The sequence below is a fragment of the Erwinia persicina genome (assembly GCF_014838825.1).
In the GTDB taxonomy this organism is placed as follows: Bacteria; Pseudomonadota; Gammaproteobacteria; order Enterobacterales; family Enterobacteriaceae; genus Erwinia; species Erwinia persicina_A.
Genome location: NZ_JACYMO010000003.1, coordinates 113,229 through 138,878, shown reverse-complemented (window position 1 = coordinate 138,878; position 25,650 = coordinate 113,229). Strand labels below are relative to the sequence as shown.

The following is a 25,650-nucleotide window of genomic DNA, read 5'->3' as shown; positions in this document are numbered from 1 at the left end:
AAGTCTTCACCCTGCCGACAGCCACGCTACTGCATCCTGATGACGCTTTTATGGCAAAACCGGTTCTGAAACAGCTTACCCCTGCCACGGCAGCACGCCGCGATGGCGTCGGGCCAGCCAGGACGCCACCAGCATCAGGGCGACCACCAGCAGGATCATCAGGCAGCCAACCGCCGCCGCCAGCGTTGAGGAACCGCCCTCATCGAGGAAAACAATGGTCGGGCCGAGTGTCTGCGTCGCCGACGTCACCAGCAGGACCGACACCTGGATCTCATTCAGCGCAGTAAGGAATACCAGGATCGCTCCGGCAATGGCTGAGGGGGCAACCAGCGGCAGTACAATATCGCGCATGCGACGCAGAAATCCCGCCCCCGCCAGCTGGGCCGCCTCGTCCAGCGAACGCTCAATGCGGGCAAACCCGGCCAGTGTTGGCCGCAGTACCAGCGCAAGGAAATTAGACAGGTAGGCCGCAAGAATAATCCACACCGTGCCGTACAGGCTGACGTTCACCAGCGGCAGCGGCTTCAGGAAGAACAACAGCGCGGCGATACCCGTCACCACGCCGGGTAAGGCAAAAGCCAGTTCGCTGGAGAGATGCAACACGCGCACCAGCCGGCTGCGCCGCCAGCTGAGGAAACAGGCCATAAACAGCGCCATCACGGTCAGGATCATCACCGCCAGCAGCGTTAACCCTAAGCTGGTGAAAAAAGCGTGGCGTATCGCCGGGTAGTCAAACAGGGCATTGCGGTAGTTAAGCAGTGTCAGCGACTGCGCGTTCAGCGGCTGGCCAAACCCCTGGGTCAGCGAGGTGGCCAGCAGTGCCGACAGCGGCAGCAGCAGGATCAGCACCATCAGCAGCCAGCTGGCGCACTCCACGGGCAGACGCCAGCGGCCGAGAGACTGGGTGAACGGCTGGGTGCTGCCGTTGACGCGCACGTCGCGCCGCCCGCCAGACAGGCTGCTGAACAGCATGCCGCCCAGTGTGATCGCCGCCAGCAGCAGCGACAGCACCGCCATATCCGGCAGCGCGCCAGGGCCGGTGGTGTTGAGCTGCTGATAAACCAGAGTGATCAGCGTCGGCACGCGTCCCGGTATGCCCAGCATTGCCTGAATACCAAAATTGCCGGCGGCAGCCACAAACGACAGCGCCGCCCCGGCACAAATAGCCGGCCACGCCAGCGGCAGCACCACGGTCAGCAGCACACGCAGCGGAGAGGCACCGGTGATCCGCGCCGCCTCGACCAGTTCGGCGGGCAGGCGCTGCAGTCCGGCACGCACCGCCAGGAACACCAGCGGCGCATTATGCAGGCCGAGGAGGAGAATTATACCGCCCAGCGAATAGAGCGGCGGTGGCCCCCCGCTGCCCACCGGCAGGCCCAGCGCCGCCAGTCCCTGCACCAGCAGGCTGGACGGCGACAGTGCCTGTACCCAGGCGAGTGCCGTCACCTGCGGCGGGATCATCAGCGGCAGAATAAAGGCAAAGACCCAGGCTGACTTTGCGCGCAGGTTAGTGAGCGCCACCAGCCACGCGGCCAGCGTGCCGAGCAGCAGCGCCAGCGCCGTCGAGGCCAGGGCAATTATCAGCGTATTCGCGGTGGCGCGCAGCACGCGCGGCGTCGCCAGCAGCCCGGACAGTCGCTGTAGGTCCGGCACGCCCTGCGGTGCCACCGCCGCCCAGACCAGCCGCACCAGCGGCGCGACGGACAGCAGGCCAATCATCAGCGCCAGCAGCCACAGCACCCAGCGTTCACTGCCGGGCCAGCGGCTGAACCGCTGCCGGGGGAGACAGCGCGTCAGAGAGGGCAGCACGCTCATCCGTTATCCGCCGAAGATTTCAGTGAACTGGTCGCGCACCTGTTTATCGTCGGCCACCGCCTTGTCGCTGTCCAGTGTCAGCAGCGTAATGCTGTCCAGCGGGGCAAAGCCCTCCGGGGCCGCCACGCGTTTATCGATTGGGCGGTTACCCTGCCGGGCCACCAGCTGCTGACCTTTTTCTGACAGCATAAAATCCACGAAAGCTTTCGCCGCCGCCACGTTGTGTGCATCTTTCAGGATCGCCACGGGTTCGGTAACAAACGACACCCCTTCCTGCGGATAAACCAGATCGACCGGCGATCCCTGTTTTTTCGCGCGGATCAGATCGGCATCGGTGATCACCCCGTACTTCGCCATCCCGCTGGCCACCGCTTTTAGCGCCGGACCGTTACCACCTTCTGGCGTGATGCCGTTGGCCGCCAGCTTTTTATAGAATGTCCAGCCAATGGACGGCGTGCCAATCACGGTGTGCAGATGATACAGCGCCGCTCCGGAGTAAAGCGGGCTGGGGACCGCCACCTGTCCCCGGTTCTCCGGGGCGGTCAGGGCCATCCAGCTGTTGACCGGTTTCGCTTTCTGGGTGTTATAGCCGATCACCGTGGCGATCATTTTGGTACCAAACCAGGTCTTATCCTTGTCATAAAAGTCCGGGCTGATATGACTGACCGGGGCCTGCGGATATGCCATCAGCCTGCCCTCTTTCTTCAGTGCGCCAAGATTGATGGAGTCTGCCACCAGCAGGACGTCAGCTTTCACATCGCCGCTCATCATTTCCGTGCGCAGGACGTTCATCAGCTGCGTGGTGCCGTTGCGCGTCCACTGCACCTCTATTCCCGGGTTAGCGGCTTTAAACGCATCAATGGTCTGCTGGGCAATTTCCGGTGCCTGTGAGGTATAGACCACCAGCCTGCCATCGGCGGCGGCGGTCAGTGAAGAGAAGCCAGCAAGCAGAGCCAGAACAGTTATTGTGCTACGCATATCCCTGAGATCCTTAAGGTAATGAAAGAAAAAAATTAAGCAGGAATGACCCAGCCGTCGCTCACCGCCAGCTTCAGGCGGTCGCCCGTCTGCCACAGCGGTTCATCGGTCAGCATCAGGGTCAGGCGATTTTGCGGATCGGCCTCCGGGGCGATCTCCAGCTGGCGGTAGCCCCCCCGGTAGATCACCCGCTGGATGGTGCCCCAGAACCCCGGCTGTGGGTCTTCTGCCAGCCGCAGGTCGGCAGCGTGCAGGCAGATTTTCCCCACCGGCAGAACCGCCTGCTGCGGGCTGGCACGCAGTGCAATGCGCTGGCCGTACAGGGTGACCCAGGCACGGCCGTGACCATCGGGTTCAATATCGCTGACCGTGACAACGCGGCCATCGTCAATAAAGCGTGCCACCATTTCACAGGCAGGCTGGCGGTAGAGGGTCTGCGGGCTGGCAAACTGCATTACGCGCCCGGCGTGCATCACCACAATCCGGTCGGCCAGCGCCATCGCTTCGTGCTGATCGTGGGTGATATACAGCAGCGTGGCACCGGAGTGCTGGTGGAAGCGGGTGAACTCCTCTTCCATCGTGGCGCGCAGATGAACATCGAGGTTGGCCAGCGGCTCATCCAGCAGCACCAGCTGCGGGCGCGTGACAAGGCAGCGGGCCAGCGCTACGCGCTGACGCTGACCGCCGGAGAGATCGGCGGGCTTACGCGCAGCCATTTCCGCCAGTCCCACCTGCTGCAGGGCGTCGGCCACGCGCTGTAGCCGCAGGCTGCGCGTCATTCCTTTCACCTTCAGGGCGTACTCGACGTTTTCCGACACCGACATATGCGGCCACAGGGCGTAGTTCTGAAAGACGATGCTCAGGTCGCGCTGCTCCGGCGGCAGATGCTGCCCCGGAGCGCTGTAGCAGCGCTCCCCCACGACGATGGTGCCGGCATCCGGCGTTTCGAAACCGGCGAGAGTTCGCAGCAGCGTCGTTTTACCGCAGCCTGAGGGGCCGAGAACCGCAATAAATTCGCCGTGCTCTATGCGCAACGAAACGTCGCGCAGCACCGGCTGCGTGCCAAAGGACTTACTCAGGTTGTCGATCAGGATTTCAGACATGGATACGGCGCGTCTCCGTTGGTAACAGCAACGGGTTAAAACATACTGAGCGCAGATGACAGACAGGTGACAAGGCGGGAGCCTCGCCCATTGTTGCACCCGGGATGCGGACGAACCGGAACAGCAGGTCCGCCCCGGAGATAAAACAGGCGGCGGGATCGCAGGGGCCGATCTTCTTTTTTGACCGGCCCGCAAAAATTATCCGACGATCGGTGTTTTGGTTTTATTCAGCGCGTTCATAAAGGCATCGTCCAGATGCAGGTGCTGCTTCACCAGCGCCGGAGGGGTCAACGCCAGCCACTGGTTAAGCGACAGGTCTGCATAGTAATCACTTTTAAACAGCTCTAAAAACCGCAGCGGCTTATCGCCGGTGTTTTCAATGTAATGGCCCATGGCAAAGGGAACATAGCCCACATCCCCCGCGCGAAAATCGAAGGTCCGCGCCTCGCCCGATGAGGCGAAGACCCCCATGCGCCCCTGCCCTTCCAGATAATACTGCCACTCGTCATTATTGGGATGCCAGTGCAGTTCGCGCATCGCCCCCGGCTGCAGTTCTACCAGCGCAGCGGCCACGGTTTTGGAGATTTTAAAATTGGAGGAGTCGGTAATGCGCACCGTACCGCCTTTCAGCGTAATGGGCTTTTGCGCCATCATGCGGTGGCTGAACTGCAGCGTAGAGCGTTTAGCGCCAGCGATCGCATCGGCACTGAGCGCACCCGGCACCTGACCGGCGAAGATATACTCATCGGACGGTGACGGCAGCGAGCTGAAGGTGCTGGCGGGTACGCCAAAGTTTTTCGCCAGAACATCCGGCGGGATATGTTTAAACCAGTCGCTGAGTAAGAAGGTGCTGTCTTCATCGAAGCTGCCGTCGTCAAAGGCCAGCAGGAACTCGCAGCCGTCGGGCCCCAGCCCCTGAATGGAGTGCGGCATGCCTGACGGGAAATACCACAGGTCGCCCACGCCGACGTCATCCACAAACCAGCCGCCGTCGGTGTCCAGGGCGGTAATGCGGGCCTTGCCGTAAAGCATATAGGCCCACTCCCCCTCCTTGTGCCAGTGCAGCTCCCGGATACCGCCGCTGTTCAGGCGCATATCCACCCCGGCAATAGTGGTGGAGATGCCCAGCTCACGCTGCGTCACCTGGCGGGTCCAGCCGCCGCTGCCCTTACGCACGTGCGCGTCGCTGAAGGAGAAACGCAAGTTAGGTAACGTGCCGCTGTCGGTCGACGGCGGGTTCACAATATCCGGGTTTTCCGCTTCACGGATTGGGTCGTGCGGGCCGGGGTCAGTGCCGCCCATTGCCCCGTTAAAGGGCCGTGCAGCGGGCTGTTCATGAGCGTGGACCTTACCGGCAGCCAGCGCCACGGTGCCGCCAGCGGCAAAAGCCATAAAACTGCGACGTGAAAGAGGATTCATCCCGTGATTTCCTTATGTCAGACAAATATGTACATCACCTACGGCACACCGAACGATGCCGATAATCGATAAGCCTATGCGATGTTTTTTTGCCCTTCCAGTGGAATATCTGGCGGAACAAACGGGAAATGTAAGCAGAAATCCATCAGCGATTTTAATCACATAATGGTTAATTAATCCTCTAACACAGACATTTAATCAGGAAATTCACGTCCGTTGACGGTCTGTTTCTATCATCACGACTGAAAGGCACAAAACAGCGGTAAGATATTAATATTATTTATCGACTTCATTACGTGCGGAGACATACCTCGTTACAGCCGATAACGCATGATTGCTTTATACGGTGCGTTCCGTTACCGCCTAGAATAAGGTTATCCACTTCTCCACTCTGCCATCTGAATAAAGGCTGTTATGAACATCGATTCGGATATTACTTTTCGTAAACTGGAAATTTTCATCGCCTTTATGAACCTGGGCAATCTGGCGCGCACCGCCGACGCCCTGCGGATCAGCAGCGTCAGCGTACACCGGGCCTTACACAGCCTGGAAGAGAGCGTACGCTGCCCGCTGTTTATTCATAAAGGCCGTAATCTGGTGCCGCTGCCTGCGGCGCATACCCTGTGGGAATACAGTCAGGAAGCGCTGGACATGATGTCGCGCGGGGTGGAGGAGACGCGAAAAACAGCTGGCGTAGGCCAGGGAAGAATACGCATTGGTACCCTCTATTCACTGACGCTGGAAACTATCCCGCAGTTGATTATGGGGATGAAATTACGCCGCCCGGACCTGGAGATGGAGCTGACCATGGGCTCAAACCAGATGCTGACCGCACGGCTGGAGGAGGGATCGCTGGATGCCATTCTGATTGCAGTAGCCCCCGACGATCTTGACCACGCCCGCTTTGAAAGCCTGCCGCTGTTTGACGATGACATTTTCCTTGCGGCCCCGGCGGCCTCGGGGCTGGACACCCGTTTCCCCGCCGACCTGCGTGACTTTCGTCAGGAAAAATTTGTCTCGCTGGCGGAAGGGTTTGCCACCTGGCAGGGCTTCCAGGAGGCCTTTAATATCGCCGGCTATGAGCCGAATATTGTCACCCGGGTTAACGATATTTTCTCCATGCTGAGTCTGGTCCAGGCGGGTGTCGGCTATACGCTGCTGCCGGGCAGGATGAAGCGCGTGTATGAAAACTCAGTTCAGCTGCTCAGGCTGGCGCAGCCTTATCAGATGCGCCAGAACATCGCCATTGTCTTTGAGCGCAACCGCGAACACGATCCTAATCTGCTGGCGCTGGTCGCTGAGGGCCGCATGTACAGCCGCCAGCGCCTGCTGACTACGACGCCGCCCTGAGGCGTTCTGCCAGGCGACGCACCAGCAGCTCGCCGCTCTGTTCCAGCGACACCGCCTCCCCCGCACTGCCACAAAATGCCACGCGCGTCAGACCGGTCAGCGTGGCACCGGGCGGCATCTCAATCGCCAGCCGGACCTCGCGTTCGTTGGCCGCCACCATGGCCTCATGCCAGCGCACGGTTCGCGCCATATTGTGCGCCAGATCGTCGGCTATCTGCTCTGGCTGCCACAGCGCGCGGGCGGTGCTGCCGCTCAGGTACGCACACGAAGGGCGCGTCAGGGTCACCGAACGGAAGGCGTCGGCCAGTCTCGCGGCCGGTTCCGCCAGCAGCGCACAGTGTGAGGGTACGCTGACCGCCAGCCGGTGAATTTTCTGTGCCCCGGCGGCGCGGGCGCGGGAGGCCACGGCGCTCATCGCCGCCTCACTGCCGGCAATCACCATCTGTAGCGGCGAATTGATATTGGCCAGCCAGCACTCACTGCCCAGTAGCGGCACAAGCTGCGCCTCTCTCAGACCGACAATCGCCGTCAGGCCATAGCCTTCGGGGTAGGCCTCCTCCATCAGCGTGCCGCGCAGGGCCACCAGACGGACGGCATCGCTGAAGGACAGTGCGCCGGCAATCACGGCCGCCGGAAACGCGCCAATCGACAGGCCGCAGGTCATATCCGCTTCAATGCCCTGCCGACGCAGTTCACGCGCGTGTGCCACCCCGGCAATCAGCAGGCAGAGCTGGACGGCGCGGGTGTGTTGCAGAGCAGCCGCGCCGTCCAGCAGACGCGCATCCTGCTGCAGGATCTCACTGGCCTCGTCCAGCAGCATCGCGCCGCCGGGGAGCTGTTGCAGCATGCCAGGACGCTGCGCGCCCTGGCCGGGAAAAGAGAAGAGAATTTTCATGATGTTGCACTCCACGGCCGGGGGGTCATACGTGGCCCTGCGTTGGTTTTCAGCAGCACCTGTCCATCGCGCAGCCATTCATTTAAGGCAAAAGCGCCCCAGGGGGTTTCGACCTGCGTATCGGCCCGGCACGGCAGCTGGCTGACAAACGCCTGCCAGCGCCGCAGCGCCTGCTCCGCCAGCGGCTCAGGGCTGCGGATCACCAGGTCGAGATCGCTGCTGTCATGCAGCACCGGGACCTCTGTGGCCAGGGCGTAACCCACGCTGCCGGTGATCCCCCATCGCCACTCCCAGCGCTGCTGTGCCAGTTGGATCGCCGCCTGCACCGGCTGCTGGGAAACAAAGGGCGAGGCCAGCAAACGCTCCGTTACGCTCAGCGCCTCCGGCGACAGCGTGCGCACGATACGCTCTGCGGCCACCCAGCCTGCGGCACGCCGATCGCGTCGCAGGCCTCGCACCCCCACCGGAATGCGCCCATGCCGATCCTGGTCGCGACGCACCACCAGCGGCAGGTCGCAGCGCCACTGGCTGGCGACCCACTCAGGCAGATCGCCCTCAAGGGCGTCAGCCGTCTGAACCCAGATCAAATCATGTGGCGCAATGGTCATATTACATCCCGGCGGTAAGGGTGATAAACAGCGGTAACGTGATGATACACAACAGTGAACTGATCAGCAGCGTCGCCTCGGCATCCGGTGACTGTACGCCAAAACGGTTGCCAAATACCACGCCGAAGAACCCGGCCGACAGCGCCACCATCAGGATCGCGGTGATCGCTACCTGACCGCTAATGCCGAAGGCGATCACCAGTCCCCAGGCGATAAACGGCTGGATCAACATGGTGGTGAGGCTGGACAACACCACCACGCCGTTGATTTTCAACTGGCGGGCCGACAGGATCACCCCGGTCAGGAACAGCGCACCAGCGGTGGCAGCTAATCCTAACGGTTTAATGGCCGACAGCAGCATGCCCGGCATCGAAACACCCAGCCCGGAAAGCACCACACCCAGCAGCGGCCCCCAGACAATCGGTTTGGTCACCGAACGCCACATCAGCACCGGCAGCATGCCGATCCCGGCGTTCGCCCCCTTCCCTGCCGCACGTGCTTTTTCTCTTTCCAGCGTCAGCAGGCAGAAGGGCGTCATCAGCACCGAACCACAGGCAATCGAGACGGCAACCGACAGTGAGGTCGAGGCCCCCTCTCCCAGTACGCTGCCGAGGATCGGCAGGCCCAGCGCCGCATAGTTTGGCAGGGCCACGGTAAGGGTCAGCACCGCCGCATCCTGCGGAGACTTATGGAACAGCCGCGTGCTGATAAAATAGATCGCCGCATAGACAATCCACATCGCCAGCACCAGCACAAGAATCAGAGGTGACTGCTGGATAATACCGGCCCACGGCGTCTGCACGGTGGCGCTGAACAGCGCCGCCGGCAGGGCGAAATCCATCACAAAGATATTCAGTAAAGAAACGTTTTTATTGTCCACCATCCCGGCTTTACCGGCGTAAAAGCCCAGCAGCATAATGACAAAGATAGGGGCAAGAGCATTAATAATTACATAAGTCATAACATCACCTGGTAGTTGAAGTGAGCACAGGCGCGATGATTATTATTTTACAGGTGGTGATTGTCGGGTATGTCTGCCATACCCGACGACACCTGGCAGGTTGTCTTATGGCTCTTTACTCTTCACGTGGGCACTACCAGAGGCTGCGCATCCGCTCCCTGACGGCTTTTGAACTGCGGCGGTTTTCCGCCTGCAGGCGGCACGCCAGGCCGGGATCGCGCCGGGCGGCCGCGAGAGCGTCAGTCAGCGCCTGCTGAACCTGCGCCACGTCGTCAGCGTCCGGCGCATCCGGCTGGCGAATGTCCAGCAGCGACTCCAGCAGTCCGAGGGTGTGGTAGTTTTTGATGTCATAGGCCATTGGCGGAATGGTCTGCGCCAGTTTTTCCAGCGCCTCAACGCTGCGCAGCGTAATACGCGCCGCCGCCTCTTTACCCATGGCATGGATCAGCACGCCGCTGTCGTTGAAGGCGATCAGCCGGTTGGCCTGGTAGCCGTGGGCGAGGAAAGCCCCGGACATCGCCTTACCGACGATCAGCCCAATCACGACGTGCCCGGCCAGGCGAGCCTCGGCGTAGGCACCCGCCGCCGCCGCCAGCGCCTGATGAATGCCAAAGGCTTCTTCACGGCGTCCGTACGCCTGGCTCGGTACGTCAATCACCGCGACGATCGGCCGCTTATGCCCGCTGGCCGCATCCTGCTCCACCGTTTCATTGATGACTTTTGCCAGCGTCCAGCCTTCCAGCAGCCCGACTTCGCCCCGTGCGGCGCGGGGATAATGGTTGGCGGCATCGGGCACCACGGCAATAAAGCGAGCGGCCTCGCCGTTCAGCTCACCGTCAGCCACCTGTACTGACGGGCATAATCCCGCCAGGCGGGTCGCCCCGGCAGTCAGCTGCTGAAGCCAGATTTCACCCCGTCCTGTTGGCTGTTTCATTTGCGATCCTCCTCACTGAATAACGCTGTGATCTGTTGTGCATCGGCCTGCTGGCGGGTATCAAACTGCGCCAGGCGCGGCAGGTAGTGCTGATAGCGGCGCGAACGCGGTGCCGCCGGAACGCCTTTGGCCAGCGCAGCGCGCATCGCCTGTTTAATCGCCTGCTGACCATCGGCAACAATGGCATCTACCAGGCCGCTGCGGGCGCGCACTTCGCCGCCGGTCATGCTCCAGATAAACGGCCTGTCGCGGGAGTCGTACTCATCAATGCCTGCCTCCTGTTCAATGACCTGTGGACCATTCAGGCCCAGCCGGGCTTCCCGGGTGACAATCAGGTAGCTGCACAGCCCGGCGGCAATCGACATGCCGCCGAAGCAGCCTACCGTACCGGCAATAATGCCAACGACCGGGGTGTAACGACGCAGGTCAACGATGGCAGCATGAATATCGGCAATCGCCGCCAGGCCCAGATTGGCCTCCTGCAGGCGCACGCCCCCCGTTTCCAGGCACAACACGGCGCGGGTGGGGATGCCGTTGCGGTTGTCTTCGGCTGCCAGCTCCAGCGCAGCGGCCATCTTCGCCCCGGAGACTTCGCCCATGCTGCCGCCCTGGAAGCCGCCTTCGATGGCTATCACCACGGCGGGCTGGCCGTCAATGGTGCCTTTTGCCACCACCATGCCGTCGTCAGACTGCGGCACAATACCCTGCGCCCCCAGCCACGGCGACATCATGCCGTCAAACGGATCGAGCAGTTCGCGGAAGCTGCCGTCATCCAGCAGCAGGCGGGCGCGCTCACGCGCTTTGAGTTCAATAAAGCTGCTGTCGTTACGCATCGGCTACCTCCTCAAACACCTGTTCAATGCGGATGCGTGCCACGCCCGGAGTGGCACCAAAATCATGAATGGTCATCTGGCCGGACGGTAACGCCCCGAAGCTGCTCAGGCGCTCAAATAACGCCTGCCAGCGCGGGCTGCTGTTATCCACGGAGGTGGTGATCGCCACGCGCAGTAGGTCTTTGTCATCAGCGACGTAGAGCACTTCCATGTCGCCGGATCCGACCACACCCGCCAGCGCTTTGCCGCTGAGGTGGCGTGTAGCCGGAAAAGAAAAGGTTATCTGTTGCATAAGATCCTCGTAAAATTTGTTTCATGTGCGGGCAGACCGTCAACAGGATCTGCCCGACAAAGCACCGGGTTACCCCACACAAACACGATCCAGAAACAGCGCTGCAGACAGCAGGTCAGCCGCACCGCCCGGTGAGGCGTTCAGTGCCAGCATCTGCGCATCAAGCTGCAGGAGAGCCTGATAGCCGGCAGGCTGTTGCACGCCCCCCGCGGCCAGCACCGCACGGGCCCCCTGCTGCATCGTTACCAGACCGGCCATTCCGGCCCGCGACAGTACGCAGGTATCACTCAGAGAGGTCATGATGGCCATCAGCGCATCCAGCCGGGCGGCGTCCACACCGGCCCCCTGCTGGCGGCTTTGCCACAGCTGCGGCAGCGCCAGTCTGACCACATGAGGGAACCCCTCCCGGGCCTCTTCACGGGCCCCCGGCAGGCGGTAGCGTGAACTGGCACGCAGGCCGTTGCTGAACAGTTTCGGCGCGGCCTCGTCCGGCAGCTGTGCCAGGCGGGCTGCCGTACTGATCACCTGCGTCAGACTGCCGGTGCCGCCACACATTGACACGGCGGAAACCAGCAGTCCCAGCGCCCAGATCGCTCCGCGATGGGTATTAACCCCACCGGTCTCCCGCATCATGACGGCTTCCCCGTCGCGCCCCAACCGGCCTGCCGTCTGGCGCAGGGCGATATCCGCCGGACGTCGCCAGCTTTGCAGCGCCATCTCACGAAACATCGGCGTCAGGCTGTGAGCAGAACGCTCCATCAGCGCCAGCGTCAGGTCGTGATGCGACCCGCTACCGCGGCGGTCGACCAGCCCCGGCTTTGGCGTCAGGTTCGCTTCCATCAGCAGACAACGGGTGGCCAGAGAGGCCAGACGCTGCGCGTGACGTTCAGCAGGAGAGGCGGCGATCTGCCGCTGCAGGCTCATTACCAGCTCCTGAATTTAGCCGGTGGCTGATATAACCCGCCGGACCATTCGACCAGGTCTGCGACGCTGCCGGCGGCCAGCAGAGAGCGACGGGCATCGGTCCGGCGAATATCCAGGTCTTCCGGGAAGGCGACTTTGCCTTCACGGCGCAGCTGCGTGACGCGCTTCGCATCGACACCCAATCCGATATCGGTGATACCGGCCACGGCGGCGACCATGGCACGTCGTTCTTCCAGCGACTTCGCCCGATAGAGGTAGGCGATCCCCTCTTCGGTCAGGACGTGGGTCACATCGTCACCGTAGATCATCACCGGAGCCAGCGGCATACCGGACGCTTTCGCCACGTCGACCGCTTCCAGCTTCTCGACGAAGGTCGGTTTTGATCCGGCCTGGAAGGTTTCCACCATCTGCACCACCAGCTTGCGGCCACGTGCCATCGGATCGGGCTCATTGATCATCGCCAGCCAGGCGGGCGTGGCATGGCGGCGGCCGTGCGGGTCATGGCCCATATTCGGCGCACCGCCAAAGCCCGACAGACGGCCACGGGTGACCGTAGAGGAGTTGGCGTCACCGTCGACCTGTAAGGTCGAACCGATAAACATATCGGCGGCGTACTGTCCGGCCATCTGACAGAAGGCGCGGTTCGAGCGCATGGAGCCGTCGGCACCGGTGAAGAACACGTCCGGACGGGCAGCAACGTATTTTTCCATGCCCAGCTCACCGCCGAAGCAGTGCACACTTTCTACCCAGCCGCTTTCAATCGCCGGGATCAGGGTCGGATGCGGGTTCAGCGTCCAGTGGCGACAGATTTTGCCTTTCAGACCCAGCTGTTCGCCGTAAGTGGGCAGCAGCAGCTCAATGGCCGCAGTGTTAAAACCAATCCCGTGGTTCAGCGACTGCACCTGGTGCTCAGCGTAAATACCTTTGATCGCCAGCATCGCCATCAGCACGTGTTCCTGCTTGATCAGGCGCGGATCGCGGGTAAACAGCGGCTCGATAAAGAACGGCCTGTCGGCCACGACGACAAAGTCGATCCAGGATCCCGGGATATCCACGCGCGGCAGATCGCACTCGTCGTCGACCAGTTCATTGACCTGAGCGATAACAATGCCGTCATGGAACGCGGCGGCTTCCACCAGAGCGGGGGTGTCTTCGGTGCTGGGACCGGTGTAGAGGTTACCTTTGCGGTCGGCTTTGAAACCGGCGACCAGCGCTACGTTCGGGATCAGATCAACGTACAGCCGCGAGTAAAGTTCGATGTAGGTGTGAATGGCCCCGATTTCCAGCTGTCCGTCTTCCAGCAGCTGCGAGATACGCAGGCTCTGGGTGCCGGAGAAGGAGAAATCAAGCTTGCGGGCGATGCCCTTTTCGAAGATATCCAGGTGTTCGCTGCGGCCGACGCTCGGCATGATCATATGCAGATCGTGCAGCTTTTTCGGATCCGCCTGCGCCAGCGATCGGGAAAGGAAATCCGCCTGCTTTTGGTTATTCCCTTCCATAACCACGCGATCGCCGGGCACGATCAGTTTTTCCAGCATGGCAACCAGATCGCCCGTAGGCAGGATTTTATTGTTCAGACCCAGGCTGGCAATACGGCGCTGTTTTTCACGGCGGCGCGTATCCCAGACACGGGGGGACGGGTGGGAAATCATGATAAAACCTCCTGTAAGTGCATCCTGTCAGGGATGCTTCAGTCTGATGACGAGTCTGCACCCAAACAAGGCGTTCAAACAATTACGTCCGGCGTATCAAACATTACACATGGAGTAACAGTTGATAAAAAAGGTAATTTTATCAATGTATTAGAGAATTCATTTTCAGGGCGAGGTCACAATTTTTTCGTGCTGACCGGGCAGGGAAATAAAAGAACCCGTCATGGCGGGTTCTTTTTCAGGTGGCGGGCGGGGTCAGCCGGCCACCCTCTCCTCAGGGTGATGGATGGCGATGTAGCGCTGGAAGCGGCTCTCTTTTAGCCGGGTGAGATCCACCAGCACCAGCCCGTCGATACAGTGATTGAAGTCGGGGTCGCTGCCGAAGTCAATGAACTGCACCCCGCCGGCCTCACAGAGTTCAGAATACTGTTTGTAAAGCGGGGGGATCCCGGTGCCCATATTGCTTAACAGGCGCTTGAGGCGCTTGAGATCCTCACTGTAGTTATCGCCGCTAAACTGCGCCAGAACGTCCGGCAGCGAGGCCGGATAAGGGCGGCGGGAGGTGGCCAGCGGCAGCGTCGGGGCAAAGTAGAGCCGGTAGAAGGCCACCAGCAGGTCGCGCGCCGCCAGCGGCAGGCCGCCCGAGATAGAGACCGGACCAAACAGATAGCGGTACTGGGGGTATTTCGCCAGATAAGCCCCGATCCCCATCCACAGGTAATCCAGGCCACGCTTGCCCCAGTAGGCGGGCTGAATAAAGCTGCGGCCCAGCTCAATACCCTGCATCAGCACCGGGTTCATCTGGTGATCGTAATGGAACAGGCTGTGGCTGTAGATGCCCTCAAAGCCTTTGCGTTCAAACTGTTCGGCGGTGGGGATAAAGCGATAGGCCCCAACGATATCCAGTGCCTCTTCATCCCATAAAATCAGGTGATAGTAGTCGTCGTCGTAATCATCCAGATCGCGTCGCGTGCCGCTGCCCTCACCCACCGCCCGGAAGGCGATTTCGCGCAGTCGGCCCAGTTCCCGCAGTATGGGCACATAGTCCTCTCCCTGACGGCGGTACAGGTAGATCATTTTGCCATCCGGCAGCTGACCGAGCACTTCACAGCCCGCCAGCGCCCGTTTCAGCACGGCACGATCTTCAGCACGTGCGATGGCCGCCTCAGTCTGAAACAGCGCTGATTTGCCCTGGCCGATGCGGTACAGGTGGCGGCGAAAACGCGCGGCCAGCTCCTTCGCCGGGGTACGGCCATCGTGCCAGCTGGCATAGGGGATGCGTTTACCGATTTTGAGCTTCAGCCGCGCGCCGCGGTTGCCGAACATTTCCCGTACCAGCAGCAGCATCGACAGTGGCTGGTAAATTTTCGAGGTGAGATAGAACAGCGCGCTGTTGCGTCCGCTGATATGAATGGGGACAACCGGTGCCCGGAAGCGGGCGGCCAGGCGCAGGAAGCCGTGGCTCCATTTACCATCTTTGATGCCTTTGCTGCCAAAGCGGGAAACCTCCCCCGCCGGGAAGAAGATCAGCACCCCCTGGTTTTCCAGCTGCTCCTGCATCTGTCCCACCTGATGGCGGCTGGTACGGTTACCCATGTTGTCCACCAGCACCATCAGGCTGCTCAGGGACTCAAGGCAGTGCAGCAGGCGGTTGGTCACAATTTTGACGTCGCGCCGCACCTGTGACACCGCGTGCAGCAGCGCCAGACCATCCAGGGTTCCCAGCGGATGGTTGGCAACAATCACCACCGGGCCCCTGCTGGGGATCTGCTCCAGGTCGCGTTCACTGAGTTCGCAGCTGACGTCCATGTATTCCAGCACCTGCTCCACCATATCCAGCCCTTTCAGGTGACGGTTGCGCTGGTTGAACTGCTGGAACTCTTTTTCATGAAGCAGGCGGCGCAGCACGCTTTTCTGCCAGGAGGGGGTGTCATGACCGGGACTCAGGTCGTCCAGTACGCGTTCGATAGTAAACACAGGTTAGCCTCCGGGTGTTTTAACGGCACACTAACCAGCCCGGATGACGATAGCGTGTCAGGAAAATGACAGGAGAAAGATGCGCTGATTTGGCGGGAAGCGGACTGACCGCAAAACGCGGTCAGCCCTGAAAGAACAGGGAGGGGCTACAGGTTACTCGTCGAGCTCCAGCGGCGGAAGCTGTGAAAAAACGCTCAGCAAACCGCTGCTCCAGAGCTGGCGGATCTGGGAAAAATAGGGGTGTTTTTCCGTAATGTGGTACTGCTGCATACTGCTGTAGCTGTCGGCCGGATAGACCATCACGTCCAGCGGCAGCCCGACCGAAATATTACTGGCCAGTGTAGAATCCATGGAGATCAGCGCGCACTGCATCGCCTGGTCGAGCGGCGTGTCATAGCGCAGCACGCGGTCGATAATCGGTTTGCCGTACTTGCTTTCCCCTATCTGAAAATAGGGCGTATCGGTGCTGGCCTCAATAAAGTTGCCCTGCGGGTAGATCTGAAACAGCCTGGGCTCTTCGCCCCTGATTTGCCCGCCCAGCATCAGCGTGCCACCAAACTCTTCACCGTCGCGTTTGATCACCGAACGCAGCGTCTCGCCAACCAGCAGCGCCACATCGTACATATTGGTGGCGTTCATCAGGCTGGGCTGCTTTCCGTCCTCGCAGCTGCGCCGCAGCAGGCTTAATGCGCTCTGGGTGGTCGCCAGATTACCGGCGCTTTGCAGTACCAGGGTCCGTTCGCCGTCCTGCTGAAAAACATGGAGCTTACGAAACGAGGAAATATGATCCACGCCCGCATTGGTTCGGGAATCGGAAACGAAAATCATCCCTGACGATAAGCGCATAGCTACACAATAGGTCATAGTGAGTCCGGTAAAAGATTACTGCTGCGAAAACACCAGTTGCACCGCAGCCACTGCCTGCATATTTTCGCTGCCGCCGCCCAGGCGCATGCCACGCACCGGGCAGGCATCCAGATAGTCCACGCCCACCGCCAGCTTCAGATGCTGACGCGTGCTGCGGGTATTGTTGGTGATATCGAAACTGTGCCAGCTGCCGTCCACCCAGGCTTCCACCCAGGCGTGCGTCGCCACATGTTCCACGTGATCAGTATACAGATAGCCGCTCACATAACGAGCGGGGATATGCAGGCTGCGACAGCAGGCGAGAAAGACGTGGCTGTGATCCTGACATACCCCGCTACCCGCCGCGAAAACTTTTGCCGCAGGATCGGTGACCAGCGTACTGCCCGGCTGATAGGGCATTTTCAACAGCAGCTCCCCCATCAGGCGCTCCAGACTGACCAGCGGGGACTCTTCACGGTAATAGCGGCGGGCGAAGTGAACGATCTCCGCATCGGGCTGGGTCAGCGGGCTGTGGCGCAGGAACACCAGCGGCGACAGCGTACAGTCAGGGTCCGGTGCGCTGTCCCCCTCGTCCAGAATGTCGACCACACCACGCGCTTCAATCTCAATTTCCTGATGCGGGCGGTCGAGGGTCAGGACGTGCAGCACGTTGCCCCAGGTATCGGTGGTGCAGATCGCCTCTTCCGGCAGCAGCAGATCCCAGGAAATAATCTGCTGATGCACCGAATTCTGCGGCGTCAGCCGCAGGTACTGTGTGCTCTGCCGCACCATGCTCTGATAGCTGAAACAGGTTTTATGCGCAATGGTCAGCTTCATTATTTCGCCTCCAGATAGGTGTGATGAATGCTCTCGGCAATCCTGCCCAGCTCGCTGAGAAAAGCCTGCAGCCAGACATGCAGCCCGTCGCTCATCAGAGATTCCCAGCTGCTGTAACGCAGCTGGGCATGGAGAACGGTCAGCAGATAGCGCGGGCGATCTTCACCGCTGTTGCCGATCAGGTTGAGCTGATTGGCAATTTCATCCAGGCAGGATCGCAGCGATCGCGGGCTCTCCTCGCGCAGGATCAGCATTTCGTTTACGCCGTCGGCCGCCAGCTGCTGCTTGTAGATAGTGTGGTACGCCTCACGCGCTGACACCGAGCGCAGCAGCGTATCCAGCCGGTAATATTCACGTACCGTGTCGTCATCTTCATCACTGAGATACTGATACACATCCAGCAGACGCGCCGTGCAGTCCGCACGCTCCAGCAGCGTGCCGAGGCGGATAAAGCTCATCGCATCGCCGCGCATCAGGGTGCCAAACATCGCGCCGCGAAACAGGTGTGAACGCTCTTTGACCCAGTCGAAAAACGCATCCGCCCCGCCGCTGCTGACACCGTTATGTCGCAGTTTACGCAGCTCGATCCAGCTGGAATTAATGCTCTCCCACACCTCGGACGACAGGCTGCCGCGCACGGCATGCGCATTGTTCCAGGCCGACTGCCAGCAGTTGTAAATACTGGCGGGATTGCGCTCATCAAGCGCAAAAAAGTGGAACAGCTGCGACATGGTCAGCTGTTCGCTGACCGACCAGTAAAGCTCATCGGTACTGGTCAGATTAAGCGGCACGCGCAGCTCATTATTATGGCTGCCGCGCACCGGCATCAGTGACAGACGGTTGGTGACGTCAAGCACCCGGGCAATATTTTCCGCACGCTCTAAATAGCGCGCCATCCAGTACAGGCCACTGGCCGTGCGACTCAGCATGCGTCATCCTCCAGAACCCAGGTGTCCTTGGTACCGCCGCCCTGCGACGAGTTCACCACCAGCGATCCCTCCGTCAGCGCCACGCGGGTCAGCCCGCCGGGCACCAGGCGGATATCCGCGCCGCTGAGGGCAAAGGGCCGCAGGTCAATATGGCGCGGAGCCAGGCCCGTTTCCACAAACGTCGGGCAGGTGGAAAGCGCCAGCGTATTCTGCGCAATGTAGTTTTGCGGCCGGGCGATCAGCAGCGCACGGAAATCCGCCAGCTGCTGCCTGCTGGCCACCGGTCCAATCAGCATGCCGTAGCCCCCCGCGCCGTGAACCTCTTTCACCACCAGTTTTTCAAGGTTAGCCAGCACCCAGGAGAGCTCATCCGGCCGGCGGCACTGCCAGGTGGGCACGTTGTTAAGGATCGGGTCCTCATTAAGATAGAAGCGCACCATATCGGGGACGTAGGGGTAGATCGACTTGTCATCGGCCACGCCGGTGCCGATGGCGTTGGCGAGGACCACATTTCCCGCACGATAAACGGACAGCAGTCCCGGTACGCCCAGCATCGAATCCGGCCGGAAGGCTAACGGATCGAGAAAAGCATCATCCACCCGGCGGTAGATCACGTCGATCTTGCAGGGGCCGGCAGTGGTGCGCATCAGCACCGCCCCGTCTTTGACAAACAGATCGGCGCTTTCCACCAGCTCAACGCCCATCTGCTGGGCGAGGAAGCTGTGTTCAAAGTAGGCGCTGTTAAAGCGGCCAGGGGTTAATACCACCACCACCGGATCGTTAACGGGCGAGCTTTCGCGCAGGGTCTGTAACAGCAGCGACGGGTAGCGCTCGACGGGAGCGATACGCCGATCGGCAAACAGCTCCGGGTACAGGCGCATCATCATTTTGCGGTTTTCCAGCATATAGGAGACGCCGGACGGGGTGCGCAGGTTGTCTTCCAGCACGTAATATTCGCCGTCGCTGTTGCGGACCATATCCACGCCAATAATGTGCGCGTAAAGATCGCGATGCAGGTTCAGCCCCTGCATACAGGGCTGATACTGGTCGTTGACCAGCACCTGTTCCGCCGGGATGATCCCCGCCTTCAGGATGCGCTGATCGTGATAGATGTCGTGCAGAAAGGCGTTCAGCGCCTGCACGCGCTGGCGGATACCCTTGTCGAGCATCGCCCATTCCCCGGCGGGGATAATGCGCGGAACGCTGTCGAACGGGATCAGTCTTTCTTCCCCTCCGTCCTCGCCGTAGACGTTGAAGGTGATCCCTAAACGATGAAATAACAGCGCGGCCTCTTCGCGCTTGCGCGCAATGGCCTGCTGGTCAGCCTGCTGAAGCCACTGCCAGTATTCCCGATAATGTCCACGATAGCGCCCGTCCTTCAGCAACATCTCATCATAAAAGTGCGACGCAACCTGATAGCTTTGATTCATGATTTCCCTACCGCTGTCTGTGAACCTGCGTTAGTGCTGCACAAAGTGTGCCAGAGTCGTGAGGATCGGCCCGCCCCGCACGGGGCGAGGAACGGGCATCAGCCTGATGAAAAACAAGGTCAGGGAAAGCGAAGCGCGAAAGGGGAATGCACCATGACAGTGCATTCCGCTGGAGCGATGAGAACCGGCTCCTGAAGATGTGACGGTCGCAGCCAGGTCAGGCACGGGCAGCGCGGAAAGACCGGTGCGTTCACCGGGTTCGTGAAGATGTTAAGCCCTGCCCGGGTGGGGCATGGCCGGTAAACAGCCTGACCAGACCCGTTCTTACTGTGCCAGCGGGTGCCAGACCTCCGTCAGTGCGCCTTCCCCACCGGTCACAGGGTCGGTCTCAGGCATCGCGACACGTTTTATTTCAAGGATAGACTGTTCCATCAAAGCCTGCTCGTCGCGCAGGGTTTTTGGCGTCACGCCCGGGGGATAAGCGCCCACGGCCATGAAGTCGTCGCTGGCGGCGATTTGCTGATGGCCGACACCTGCCGGGATCAGCACCACGTCCCCGGCGTAAACGGTCACCATACGCCCGCTTTCGCCACCGAACAGGATCTCTGCCCAGCCGCAGGTGATACCCAGCAGCTCATGGGTATTCGGATGATAATGGGTATAGGGGTAGATTGGAGCATGCCAGCTCACCGGCCAGCCATGGCGGCCAAATTCAGCGCTGAACCACTCGGCCAGATCAACGGGCGTGCTGTCTTCAACCCCTTCGTCGTCCTCTTCCGGGACCACTTGTGGATAGATAATTAACGGCAGCGGGTTATTGGGAATACCCTGAGAAGGCTGCGCCAGTATCAGATGGCGCGGGTTTGAGGAGGCACCTGCAGCAAAGGTCCCGGCAGCAAACGACATCATTAACATTACACTGCGAGAAGTAGTCAACATATCAGGCTCCTGGGTCAAGTTCCTTGTTGAGAGTTTGTTAAATTAATTGTGGCATTATTCCACCAGCTTGCAATGTTTTCCTCGCGTGGCAGATCACATAACTTATTAATTTAACTGAACTTAAGCCAAATTCTTTGCGCAATGAAGGGCGTATTTCTCCTCGATTACGCCTCCTGCTTCCGCATCACCTCCCCGCTACCCTGCGGTGACAATAACAAATCACGATTATAATCATTGCTTAGCCGTCTTATTCAGATAAAAATAACGATAACAATTCCGGTTCAACTGTCTGATGCGCTAATATAAGAAGATTCTTAACAGGTAATTACCGGTTAATTCCTGTACACGCCAGAAAAAGCCTCACTATCACTCACTGACTTTCTGATATACGACACTTTATGACTGCGACTGCGGATTATATTATTCACCATTGGTATATTGATTTTGCATCCGGGACCTTGCTTCACCAGGGAAGTGGTGAACAGCGTCGGCTGGGTGAATATCAGCTCAGGCTGCTGCAGGTACTGGCAGAACATGCGGGTGAAATCCTCTCCCGGGAAGAGCTGAATACGCTGGTCTGGGAAAGACGGGTTATTGGCAATAACAGTCTGCCGAATGCCATTCATGCCCTGCGTGTCGCCCTGGAAGATGACGGTAAACAGCAGCGCATTATCAAAACCATTCCCAAAAAGGGCTATATCCTTGAGGCTGAGTTTTGCCAGCGTATATCCCGCGAGGTCGCCCCCCCTGACGGCATGGATAATTCAGAGGCAGCTGACGACGCCGGGTACGCGGGCTCCGCCAGCGAAAACCGGCGGGACGTGTTACCGGCGGACTATTCCCCGGGCGGAACGTCTGTCCCTCCGCCGCTGTTAACGCCGGTGATACAGGCAGAGACATACACACCTGCCCGCCGCCGGTTCTGGCTCTGGCTTATTGTTGCTCAGGTGCTGCTGCTGCTGCTGGTACTGGTGTGGGCCGGACGAACGCTGTTCCCGCTGCCGAGCAGCAAACTGATAGAGAAAAACTCCGTGCCGTACAGCCATATTCAGCTGATGGAGTTACGCCGGGGCTGGGAGAGCGCGTCGGCGTCCTATGATTTAAATAAGCTGCTGGGACCCGTGCTGTTTACCCTCAATCAAAACCTGAAGAATAAGCAGGTGAATATGGAGATTTTTTATTACATCTCCGGCACCACGCTGAACTACACCATGACGTTATCTAATCAGTGCGATCGTAAACAGCTGGCGATGAACATTATCAACTGGCGTACAGATGGTGCTCAATTGAGCGCCCTGATCTATCGGGAAGGCGAGAGAAAAATTAATGAAATGGCCAACTGCGTCAATTAGCTTACTGGTTGTGACCCTGCTGGTTCCCGTGGCGGTGGCGGTGGCGAAATATCTGCCAACCGGTAGCGGGCTGTTTACGCAGGACTTCATCAAGGCCACTCTGCAGCTGGGATATTATGACCTGCTGGCGCGCCAGCGTGAGATTTACGATACGCAATTCGACGGCAAAGGAAATACCGTGTTGCTGACGCTGACCAGCCCTAACGATAATCGCTTTATGGCCAAAGTCAGTCTGGAAAAGCAAAGTCAGAATGCGGAGGGTGTGATGTTTACCTTCCATAAGATTTATTATTCAGACGATGGCCAGATGCGGATGATTAAAAATATTCTTGGGTATGCGGAAAATAACAGCGTGCGCTTTGACACCCTGCGTCTGGGCAGGGAGCGTCTGATGATCACCCCCTCCGGGCAAATGCTGCGCTATCGCTAGCGCAGCGATCGTTTTCTTTCTCAGCGGTCAGTAAAACGGGCGCGCCAGGTACGCAGCGTTTTGGGCATCGTCTCCTTGTCTTTTTCCGTGGTGACATAAACTACCTGTACCCCGTTGCTGTTATCGGGGCTCACCCGCAGCGCCCAGATTTTTCCTTCCGGGTTATACATAATCATGGCTGACCGCCGGTTTGCCATGCCCTTGACCCACAGCGTGAGAACCGTTGCCCCCTGCTGATCGAGATCCTGGCTGTACACAAAGCTGGTAGCGGTGGCGAGGTATTCTGCATAGTCTTTGCCCACCAGCTGACGGAAACGGTCGTCGAGCGCCTTATCGGGAAAAATACCCAGCGTCAGCAGCGTGGCGGCCGGACGCGGGTCTTTTGCCGCTTTCACATACACGCCGTCTATCGACATCCTGCCCGGCAGCAGCATATCGCAGCGTCCGTGCGAGTCACTGGAGACTTCAATACGGTTGTCCGGGCGGGGCGTCAGCACCAGCGCACACCCGCCGCCCCAGAGGATCGTGTTGGTGAAGCCGACACCCTCGGTCAGCGTCACTTTGCCGCTGAAGGATGACTGGTAGAAGCCGCCCCAGACCGTGGCATCCAGGTTAAATTCATTGCCCGCAAACTGGGTGATGCGGATCTTGCCTCCGTTGCCGTGGGGCGCGCTCATATTCCACCAGACCCCCTGCCAGTCCATCTCACGATCGGCCCCGTACAGCTGGCTGAGTCCCCCCAGATAAGCACTGCGCAGGCAGCTGTTACTGACGCAGGCGTTACGTTCGCGCATCATCGCCTGCTCGATCCGGGTAAAATGCGGCGGGTCGCTGATTAACAGCTCACTGAAGGCGTTGTTGAAGACCTGATCCAGCCACACTAGCTCAGGATTATCACAAATGGTATTTTCCACCACGGTGGCGGCACGCCCACAGTCGGTTGCACTGGCGGTAAAGGAGCAGAGCAGCAGCGCGAAGCCGATAAGCGTAGGGGTTTTCATTAACATCATCTTGGGTCATTTAATCCATAATAAGCAGGCCCTCAGGGGGAGCCTGAATTTTACACTTCGTCACCGGCGATGACGACGGGCCCATCCCTGTGAGCAACTGTTATAGCTGAATAACCGAAAACTGTGCCTGCTATTATAGGTTCAAACATGGTTTACTTTCACTCTGCCCGCACTCTTTTGCAGAGGTAAAAAATGGAAGAAGTAAAAAAAATATTGCTGCGCGAGATCGACACCCTGAATCGCGAGGAGCAGCGCGACAACAAACCGCGCTTTAGTTTCCAGTTTCTCAAGACCCATCCGGGCCTGTGGGCATCAATGTATGGCTGTTACATCCTGACCGTCGCGCTGATCTTCACCACGGATTTTCTTGGCTGGCCCGCTTTCTGGGGCGCGACGATTTTCGTACTGCTGATGAGCGGTCTGATGCTGATGGACGTCAACCCGAAATATCGCTTCGAGGACATTGATACCCTCGACCTGCGCGTCTGCTACAACGGCGAATGGTATTATGTCCGTACGCTGTCTGACCAGGCGGTGGGCGATATTCTCAGTAATGAGAAAGTGCCGGAAAAAGTGAAGCAGGGAATTAACAAACTGCTTTCCCTGAAGGGCGAAGTCGATTTTTATGACGTCTTCCATCTGACCTGGGGTCAGAAAAGCGCCGCTACGGTGTAAACCGGCCGGACGGGCCGGAAAAGGTCCGTCCCTACGGGGAAAGCATAAGGTCTGCGATCAGGCTGCCGAGCGTGGCGACCGCGGCTTCCTGCGATTCATGCCACCAGGCGGTGTTAAAGCGGAAATAGTTGGCGTACTGCTCGCTGGAGGAGAACATCTTTCCCGGGGCAATACTGATATTCTTTTCCAGCGCACGGTAATACAGCTCGGTGGTGTTCACCTGCTTCGGCAGCTCCACCCACAAAAAGTACCCTCCTCGCGAATCATTAATCTGCGCCCCCGGCGGCAGATGTCGTTTCAGTACCTGACGTGCCAGATTTTTACGCTGTTCCAGCACCTGACGCAGACGCCGCAGATGGCGGTCATAGCTGCGGGTTCCGAGGTAAGTTGCCAGCGCCTGCTGCATGGGTGCGCTGGTCGACAGGGTGCTCATCAGCTGTAAGCGCTGAATGCGCTGCGCATGTTTGCCCGCCGCCACCCAGCCGACACGAAATCCCGCCACCAGGTTTTTAGAAAAAGAGGAGCAGTGCAGCACGTTGTCCTGGCGATCGAAAGCCTTAGCCGGCAGAGGCTTCTCATGGCCCACATAGAGCTCACTGTAGACATCATCCTCGATCAGCGCCACGTCGTGCCGGGCCAGCAGCGCCACCAGCTGTTCCTTCTTCTCTTTACTCAGCGTGCAGCCTACCGGGTTCTGCTGGTTGGTCATCATCCACAGCGCTTTGATCGGCCAGCGGGACAGCGAACGGCTCAGTTCGTCAAGATCGATCCCCGTCTGCGGATCGCTGGCAATCGCCACGCTTTTCAGCTTGAGGCGTTCAATGGCCTGGAGCGCACCGTAAAACGAGGGGTTTTCAATGGCCACCCAGTCACCGGGTTCGGTCAGTGCCTGCAGGCTGAGGTTCAGCGCCTCCATCGCCCCGTTAGTGATCACGATTTCATCAGGGGAAACCTGAATACCCTGCAGGGCGTAGCGCTGCGCCAGCGTTTTGCGCAGCGCTTCATTCCCCGGCGGCAGATTATGCAGAGCATCAACGGCTTTCATGCTGTGGGAAACGGTGGTCAGGGCACGCATCAGCTGGCGTTGGGGAAACAGCTCCGGGTCAGGAAACGCCGAGCCAAACGGAACGATCTGCGGGTCGCGGCAGGCCTGCAGCACGTCGAAGATAAACGCATTAATATCCACCGATTCGGCCAGTTGCACCTTCTGGTGGGTCGGCGGCTGGCTGAGAAATTCGGCGCGGGGGGCAACGTAGTAGCCTGACTGGGGGCGCGACTGGATCCATCCCTGGCTTTCCAGTACCTGATAGGCGTGCATTACCGTCATCAGGCTCATGCCACTCAGCTCTACCTGCTGACGCAGCGAGGGAAGTTTTTCCCCCGGCTGCCAGATATCCGTTTCAATTTGCTGTTGGATCTGTGCCACCAGCTGTTCATATTTTGCCACGACTGTTACAGACC

The 25,650-nt window shown here is 59.5% G+C and carries 24 protein-coding genes; 4 read left to right on the top strand and 20 right to left on the bottom strand.

The features are described from left to right. Nucleotides 1-75: 75 nt before the first annotated feature. The 4 genes from IFU29_RS09820 to IFU29_RS09805 form a co-directional block, all read right to left on the bottom strand. Nucleotides 76-1,815, bottom strand: a complete 1,740-nt coding sequence (locus IFU29_RS09820; RefSeq protein ID WP_191933776.1) for an ABC transporter permease — start codon at nucleotides 1,813-1,815, stop codon at nucleotides 76-78. Nucleotides 1,816-1,818: 3 nt separating this feature from the next. Next, a complete protein-coding gene (locus IFU29_RS09815) occupies nucleotides 1,819-2,793 on the bottom strand; it encodes an ABC transporter substrate-binding protein (protein WP_191933775.1) in 975 nt (324 codons plus the stop codon). Nucleotides 2,794-2,828: 35 nt separating this feature from the next. Then, nucleotides 2,829-3,896 carry an ABC transporter ATP-binding protein gene (locus IFU29_RS09810; protein WP_191933774.1) on the bottom strand — a complete coding sequence of 356 codons (1,068 nt, stop codon included), beginning with the start codon at nucleotides 3,894-3,896 and terminating at the stop codon, nucleotides 2,829-2,831. A gap of 198 nt (nucleotides 3,897-4,094) precedes the next feature. Beyond that, a complete protein-coding gene (locus tag IFU29_RS09805) occupies nucleotides 4,095-5,315 on the bottom strand; it encodes an oxalate decarboxylase family bicupin (protein ID WP_191933773.1) in 1,221 nt (406 codons plus the stop codon). A gap of 414 nt (nucleotides 5,316-5,729) precedes the next feature. Between IFU29_RS09805 and IFU29_RS09800 the strand changes: the two genes are divergently transcribed. Beyond that, nucleotides 5,730-6,665 carry a LysR family transcriptional regulator gene (locus tag IFU29_RS09800; protein WP_191933772.1) on the top strand — a complete coding sequence of 312 codons (936 nt, stop codon included), beginning with the start codon at nucleotides 5,730-5,732 and terminating at the stop codon, nucleotides 6,663-6,665. Here IFU29_RS09800 and mdcH read toward each other — a convergent pair. From mdcH to IFU29_RS09730, 14 genes are all read right to left on the bottom strand, one after another. Then, on the bottom strand, nucleotides 6,649-7,560 hold the full coding sequence (gene mdcH, locus IFU29_RS09795) for a malonate decarboxylase subunit epsilon (protein ID WP_191933771.1): 912 nt from the start codon (nucleotides 7,558-7,560) through the stop codon (nucleotides 6,649-6,651). The genes IFU29_RS09800 and mdcH overlap by 17 nt on opposite strands. Continuing rightward, a complete protein-coding gene (locus tag IFU29_RS09790; RefSeq protein WP_191933770.1) occupies nucleotides 7,557-8,168 on the bottom strand; it encodes a malonate decarboxylase holo-ACP synthase in 612 nt (203 codons plus the stop codon). The genes mdcH and IFU29_RS09790 overlap by 4 nt, the downstream gene beginning before the upstream one ends. Nucleotide 8,169: 1 nt before the next feature. After that, nucleotides 8,170-9,129: an AEC family transporter gene (locus IFU29_RS09785; protein ID WP_191933769.1), complete on the bottom strand. Its 960-nt coding sequence runs from the start codon at nucleotides 9,127-9,129 to the stop codon at nucleotides 8,170-8,172. Nucleotides 9,130-9,262: 133 nt separating this feature from the next. Then, the gene (gene mdcE, locus IFU29_RS09780) at nucleotides 9,263-10,063 is read right to left on the bottom strand and encodes a biotin-independent malonate decarboxylase subunit gamma (RefSeq protein ID WP_191933768.1); all 801 of its coding nucleotides are present in this window, start codon (nucleotides 10,061-10,063) and stop codon (nucleotides 9,263-9,265) included. Further along, nucleotides 10,060-10,896: a biotin-independent malonate decarboxylase subunit beta gene (locus IFU29_RS09775; RefSeq protein ID WP_191933767.1), complete on the bottom strand. Its 837-nt coding sequence runs from the start codon at nucleotides 10,894-10,896 to the stop codon at nucleotides 10,060-10,062. The genes mdcE and IFU29_RS09775 overlap by 4 nt, the downstream gene beginning before the upstream one ends. Further along, nucleotides 10,889-11,188 (bottom strand): malonate decarboxylase acyl carrier protein, encoded by a 300-nt coding sequence (gene mdcC / locus IFU29_RS09770; protein ID WP_191933766.1) that lies wholly within the window; start codon nucleotides 11,186-11,188, stop codon nucleotides 10,889-10,891. Before mdcC ends, IFU29_RS09775 begins: the two co-directional genes overlap by 8 nt. Before the next feature lie 69 nt (nucleotides 11,189-11,257). After that, nucleotides 11,258-12,112 (bottom strand): triphosphoribosyl-dephospho-CoA synthase, encoded by an 855-nt coding sequence (locus tag IFU29_RS09765; RefSeq protein ID WP_191933765.1) that lies wholly within the window; start codon nucleotides 12,110-12,112, stop codon nucleotides 11,258-11,260. Beyond that, nucleotides 12,112-13,764, bottom strand: coding sequence for a malonate decarboxylase subunit alpha (gene mdcA, locus IFU29_RS09760; protein ID WP_191933764.1), 1,653 nt, complete (start codon nucleotides 13,762-13,764; stop codon nucleotides 12,112-12,114). Before mdcA ends, IFU29_RS09765 begins: the two co-directional genes overlap by 1 nt. Before the next feature lie 255 nt (nucleotides 13,765-14,019). Next, complete coding sequence (locus IFU29_RS09755) at nucleotides 14,020-15,741, bottom strand: GNAT family N-acyltransferase (protein ID WP_191933763.1); 1,722 nt, start codon at nucleotides 15,739-15,741, stop codon at nucleotides 14,020-14,022. Nucleotides 15,742-15,894: 153 nt separating this feature from the next. Beyond that, nucleotides 15,895-16,605 carry a proteasome-type protease gene (locus IFU29_RS09750; protein ID WP_191933762.1) on the bottom strand — a complete coding sequence of 237 codons (711 nt, stop codon included), beginning with the start codon at nucleotides 16,603-16,605 and terminating at the stop codon, nucleotides 15,895-15,897. An 18-nt stretch (nucleotides 16,606-16,623) separates the two neighbouring features. Then, on the bottom strand, nucleotides 16,624-17,424 hold the full coding sequence (locus tag IFU29_RS09745; protein ID WP_191933761.1) for a transglutaminase family protein: 801 nt from the start codon (nucleotides 17,422-17,424) through the stop codon (nucleotides 16,624-16,626). Further along, nucleotides 17,424-18,353, bottom strand: a complete 930-nt coding sequence (locus tag IFU29_RS09740; RefSeq protein WP_191933760.1) for an alpha-E domain-containing protein — start codon at nucleotides 18,351-18,353, stop codon at nucleotides 17,424-17,426. The genes IFU29_RS09745 and IFU29_RS09740 overlap by 1 nt, the downstream gene beginning before the upstream one ends. Beyond that, complete coding sequence (locus IFU29_RS09735; protein ID WP_191933759.1) at nucleotides 18,347-19,783, bottom strand: circularly permuted type 2 ATP-grasp protein; 1,437 nt, start codon at nucleotides 19,781-19,783, stop codon at nucleotides 18,347-18,349. Before IFU29_RS09735 ends, IFU29_RS09740 begins: the two co-directional genes overlap by 7 nt. Nucleotides 19,784-20,107: 324 nt before the next feature. Then, nucleotides 20,108-20,722, bottom strand: a complete 615-nt coding sequence (locus IFU29_RS09730; protein ID WP_191933758.1) for a cupin domain-containing protein — start codon at nucleotides 20,720-20,722, stop codon at nucleotides 20,108-20,110. A 398-nt stretch (nucleotides 20,723-21,120) separates the two neighbouring features. On the opposite strand from IFU29_RS09730, the gene IFU29_RS09725 reads away from it, so the two are divergent. Together IFU29_RS09725 and IFU29_RS09720 are read left to right on the top strand one after the other, a co-directional pair. Further along, nucleotides 21,121-22,074, top strand: a complete 954-nt coding sequence (locus IFU29_RS09725; protein WP_191933757.1) for a transcriptional regulator — start codon at nucleotides 21,121-21,123, stop codon at nucleotides 22,072-22,074. Next, nucleotides 22,049-22,504 (top strand): hypothetical protein, encoded by a 456-nt coding sequence (locus IFU29_RS09720; RefSeq protein WP_191933756.1) that lies wholly within the window; start codon nucleotides 22,049-22,051, stop codon nucleotides 22,502-22,504. Before IFU29_RS09725 ends, IFU29_RS09720 begins: the two co-directional genes overlap by 26 nt. A gap of 20 nt (nucleotides 22,505-22,524) precedes the next feature. Here the strand turns inward: IFU29_RS09720 and IFU29_RS09715 are convergent, their stop codons facing one another. Beyond that, a complete protein-coding gene (locus tag IFU29_RS09715) occupies nucleotides 22,525-23,505 on the bottom strand; it encodes a lysozyme inhibitor LprI family protein (protein WP_191933755.1) in 981 nt (326 codons plus the stop codon). A 201-nt stretch (nucleotides 23,506-23,706) separates the two neighbouring features. Between IFU29_RS09715 and IFU29_RS09710 the strand changes: the two genes are divergently transcribed. After that, nucleotides 23,707-24,189 (top strand): YlaC family protein, encoded by a 483-nt coding sequence (locus tag IFU29_RS09710; protein ID WP_191933754.1) that lies wholly within the window; start codon nucleotides 23,707-23,709, stop codon nucleotides 24,187-24,189. A gap of 31 nt (nucleotides 24,190-24,220) precedes the next feature. Here the strand turns inward: IFU29_RS09710 and IFU29_RS09705 are convergent, their stop codons facing one another. Further along, nucleotides 24,221-25,636: an aminotransferase class I/II-fold pyridoxal phosphate-dependent enzyme gene (locus tag IFU29_RS09705; RefSeq protein ID WP_191933753.1), complete on the bottom strand. Its 1,416-nt coding sequence runs from the start codon at nucleotides 25,634-25,636 to the stop codon at nucleotides 24,221-24,223. Nucleotides 25,637-25,650 lie beyond the last annotated feature (14 nt).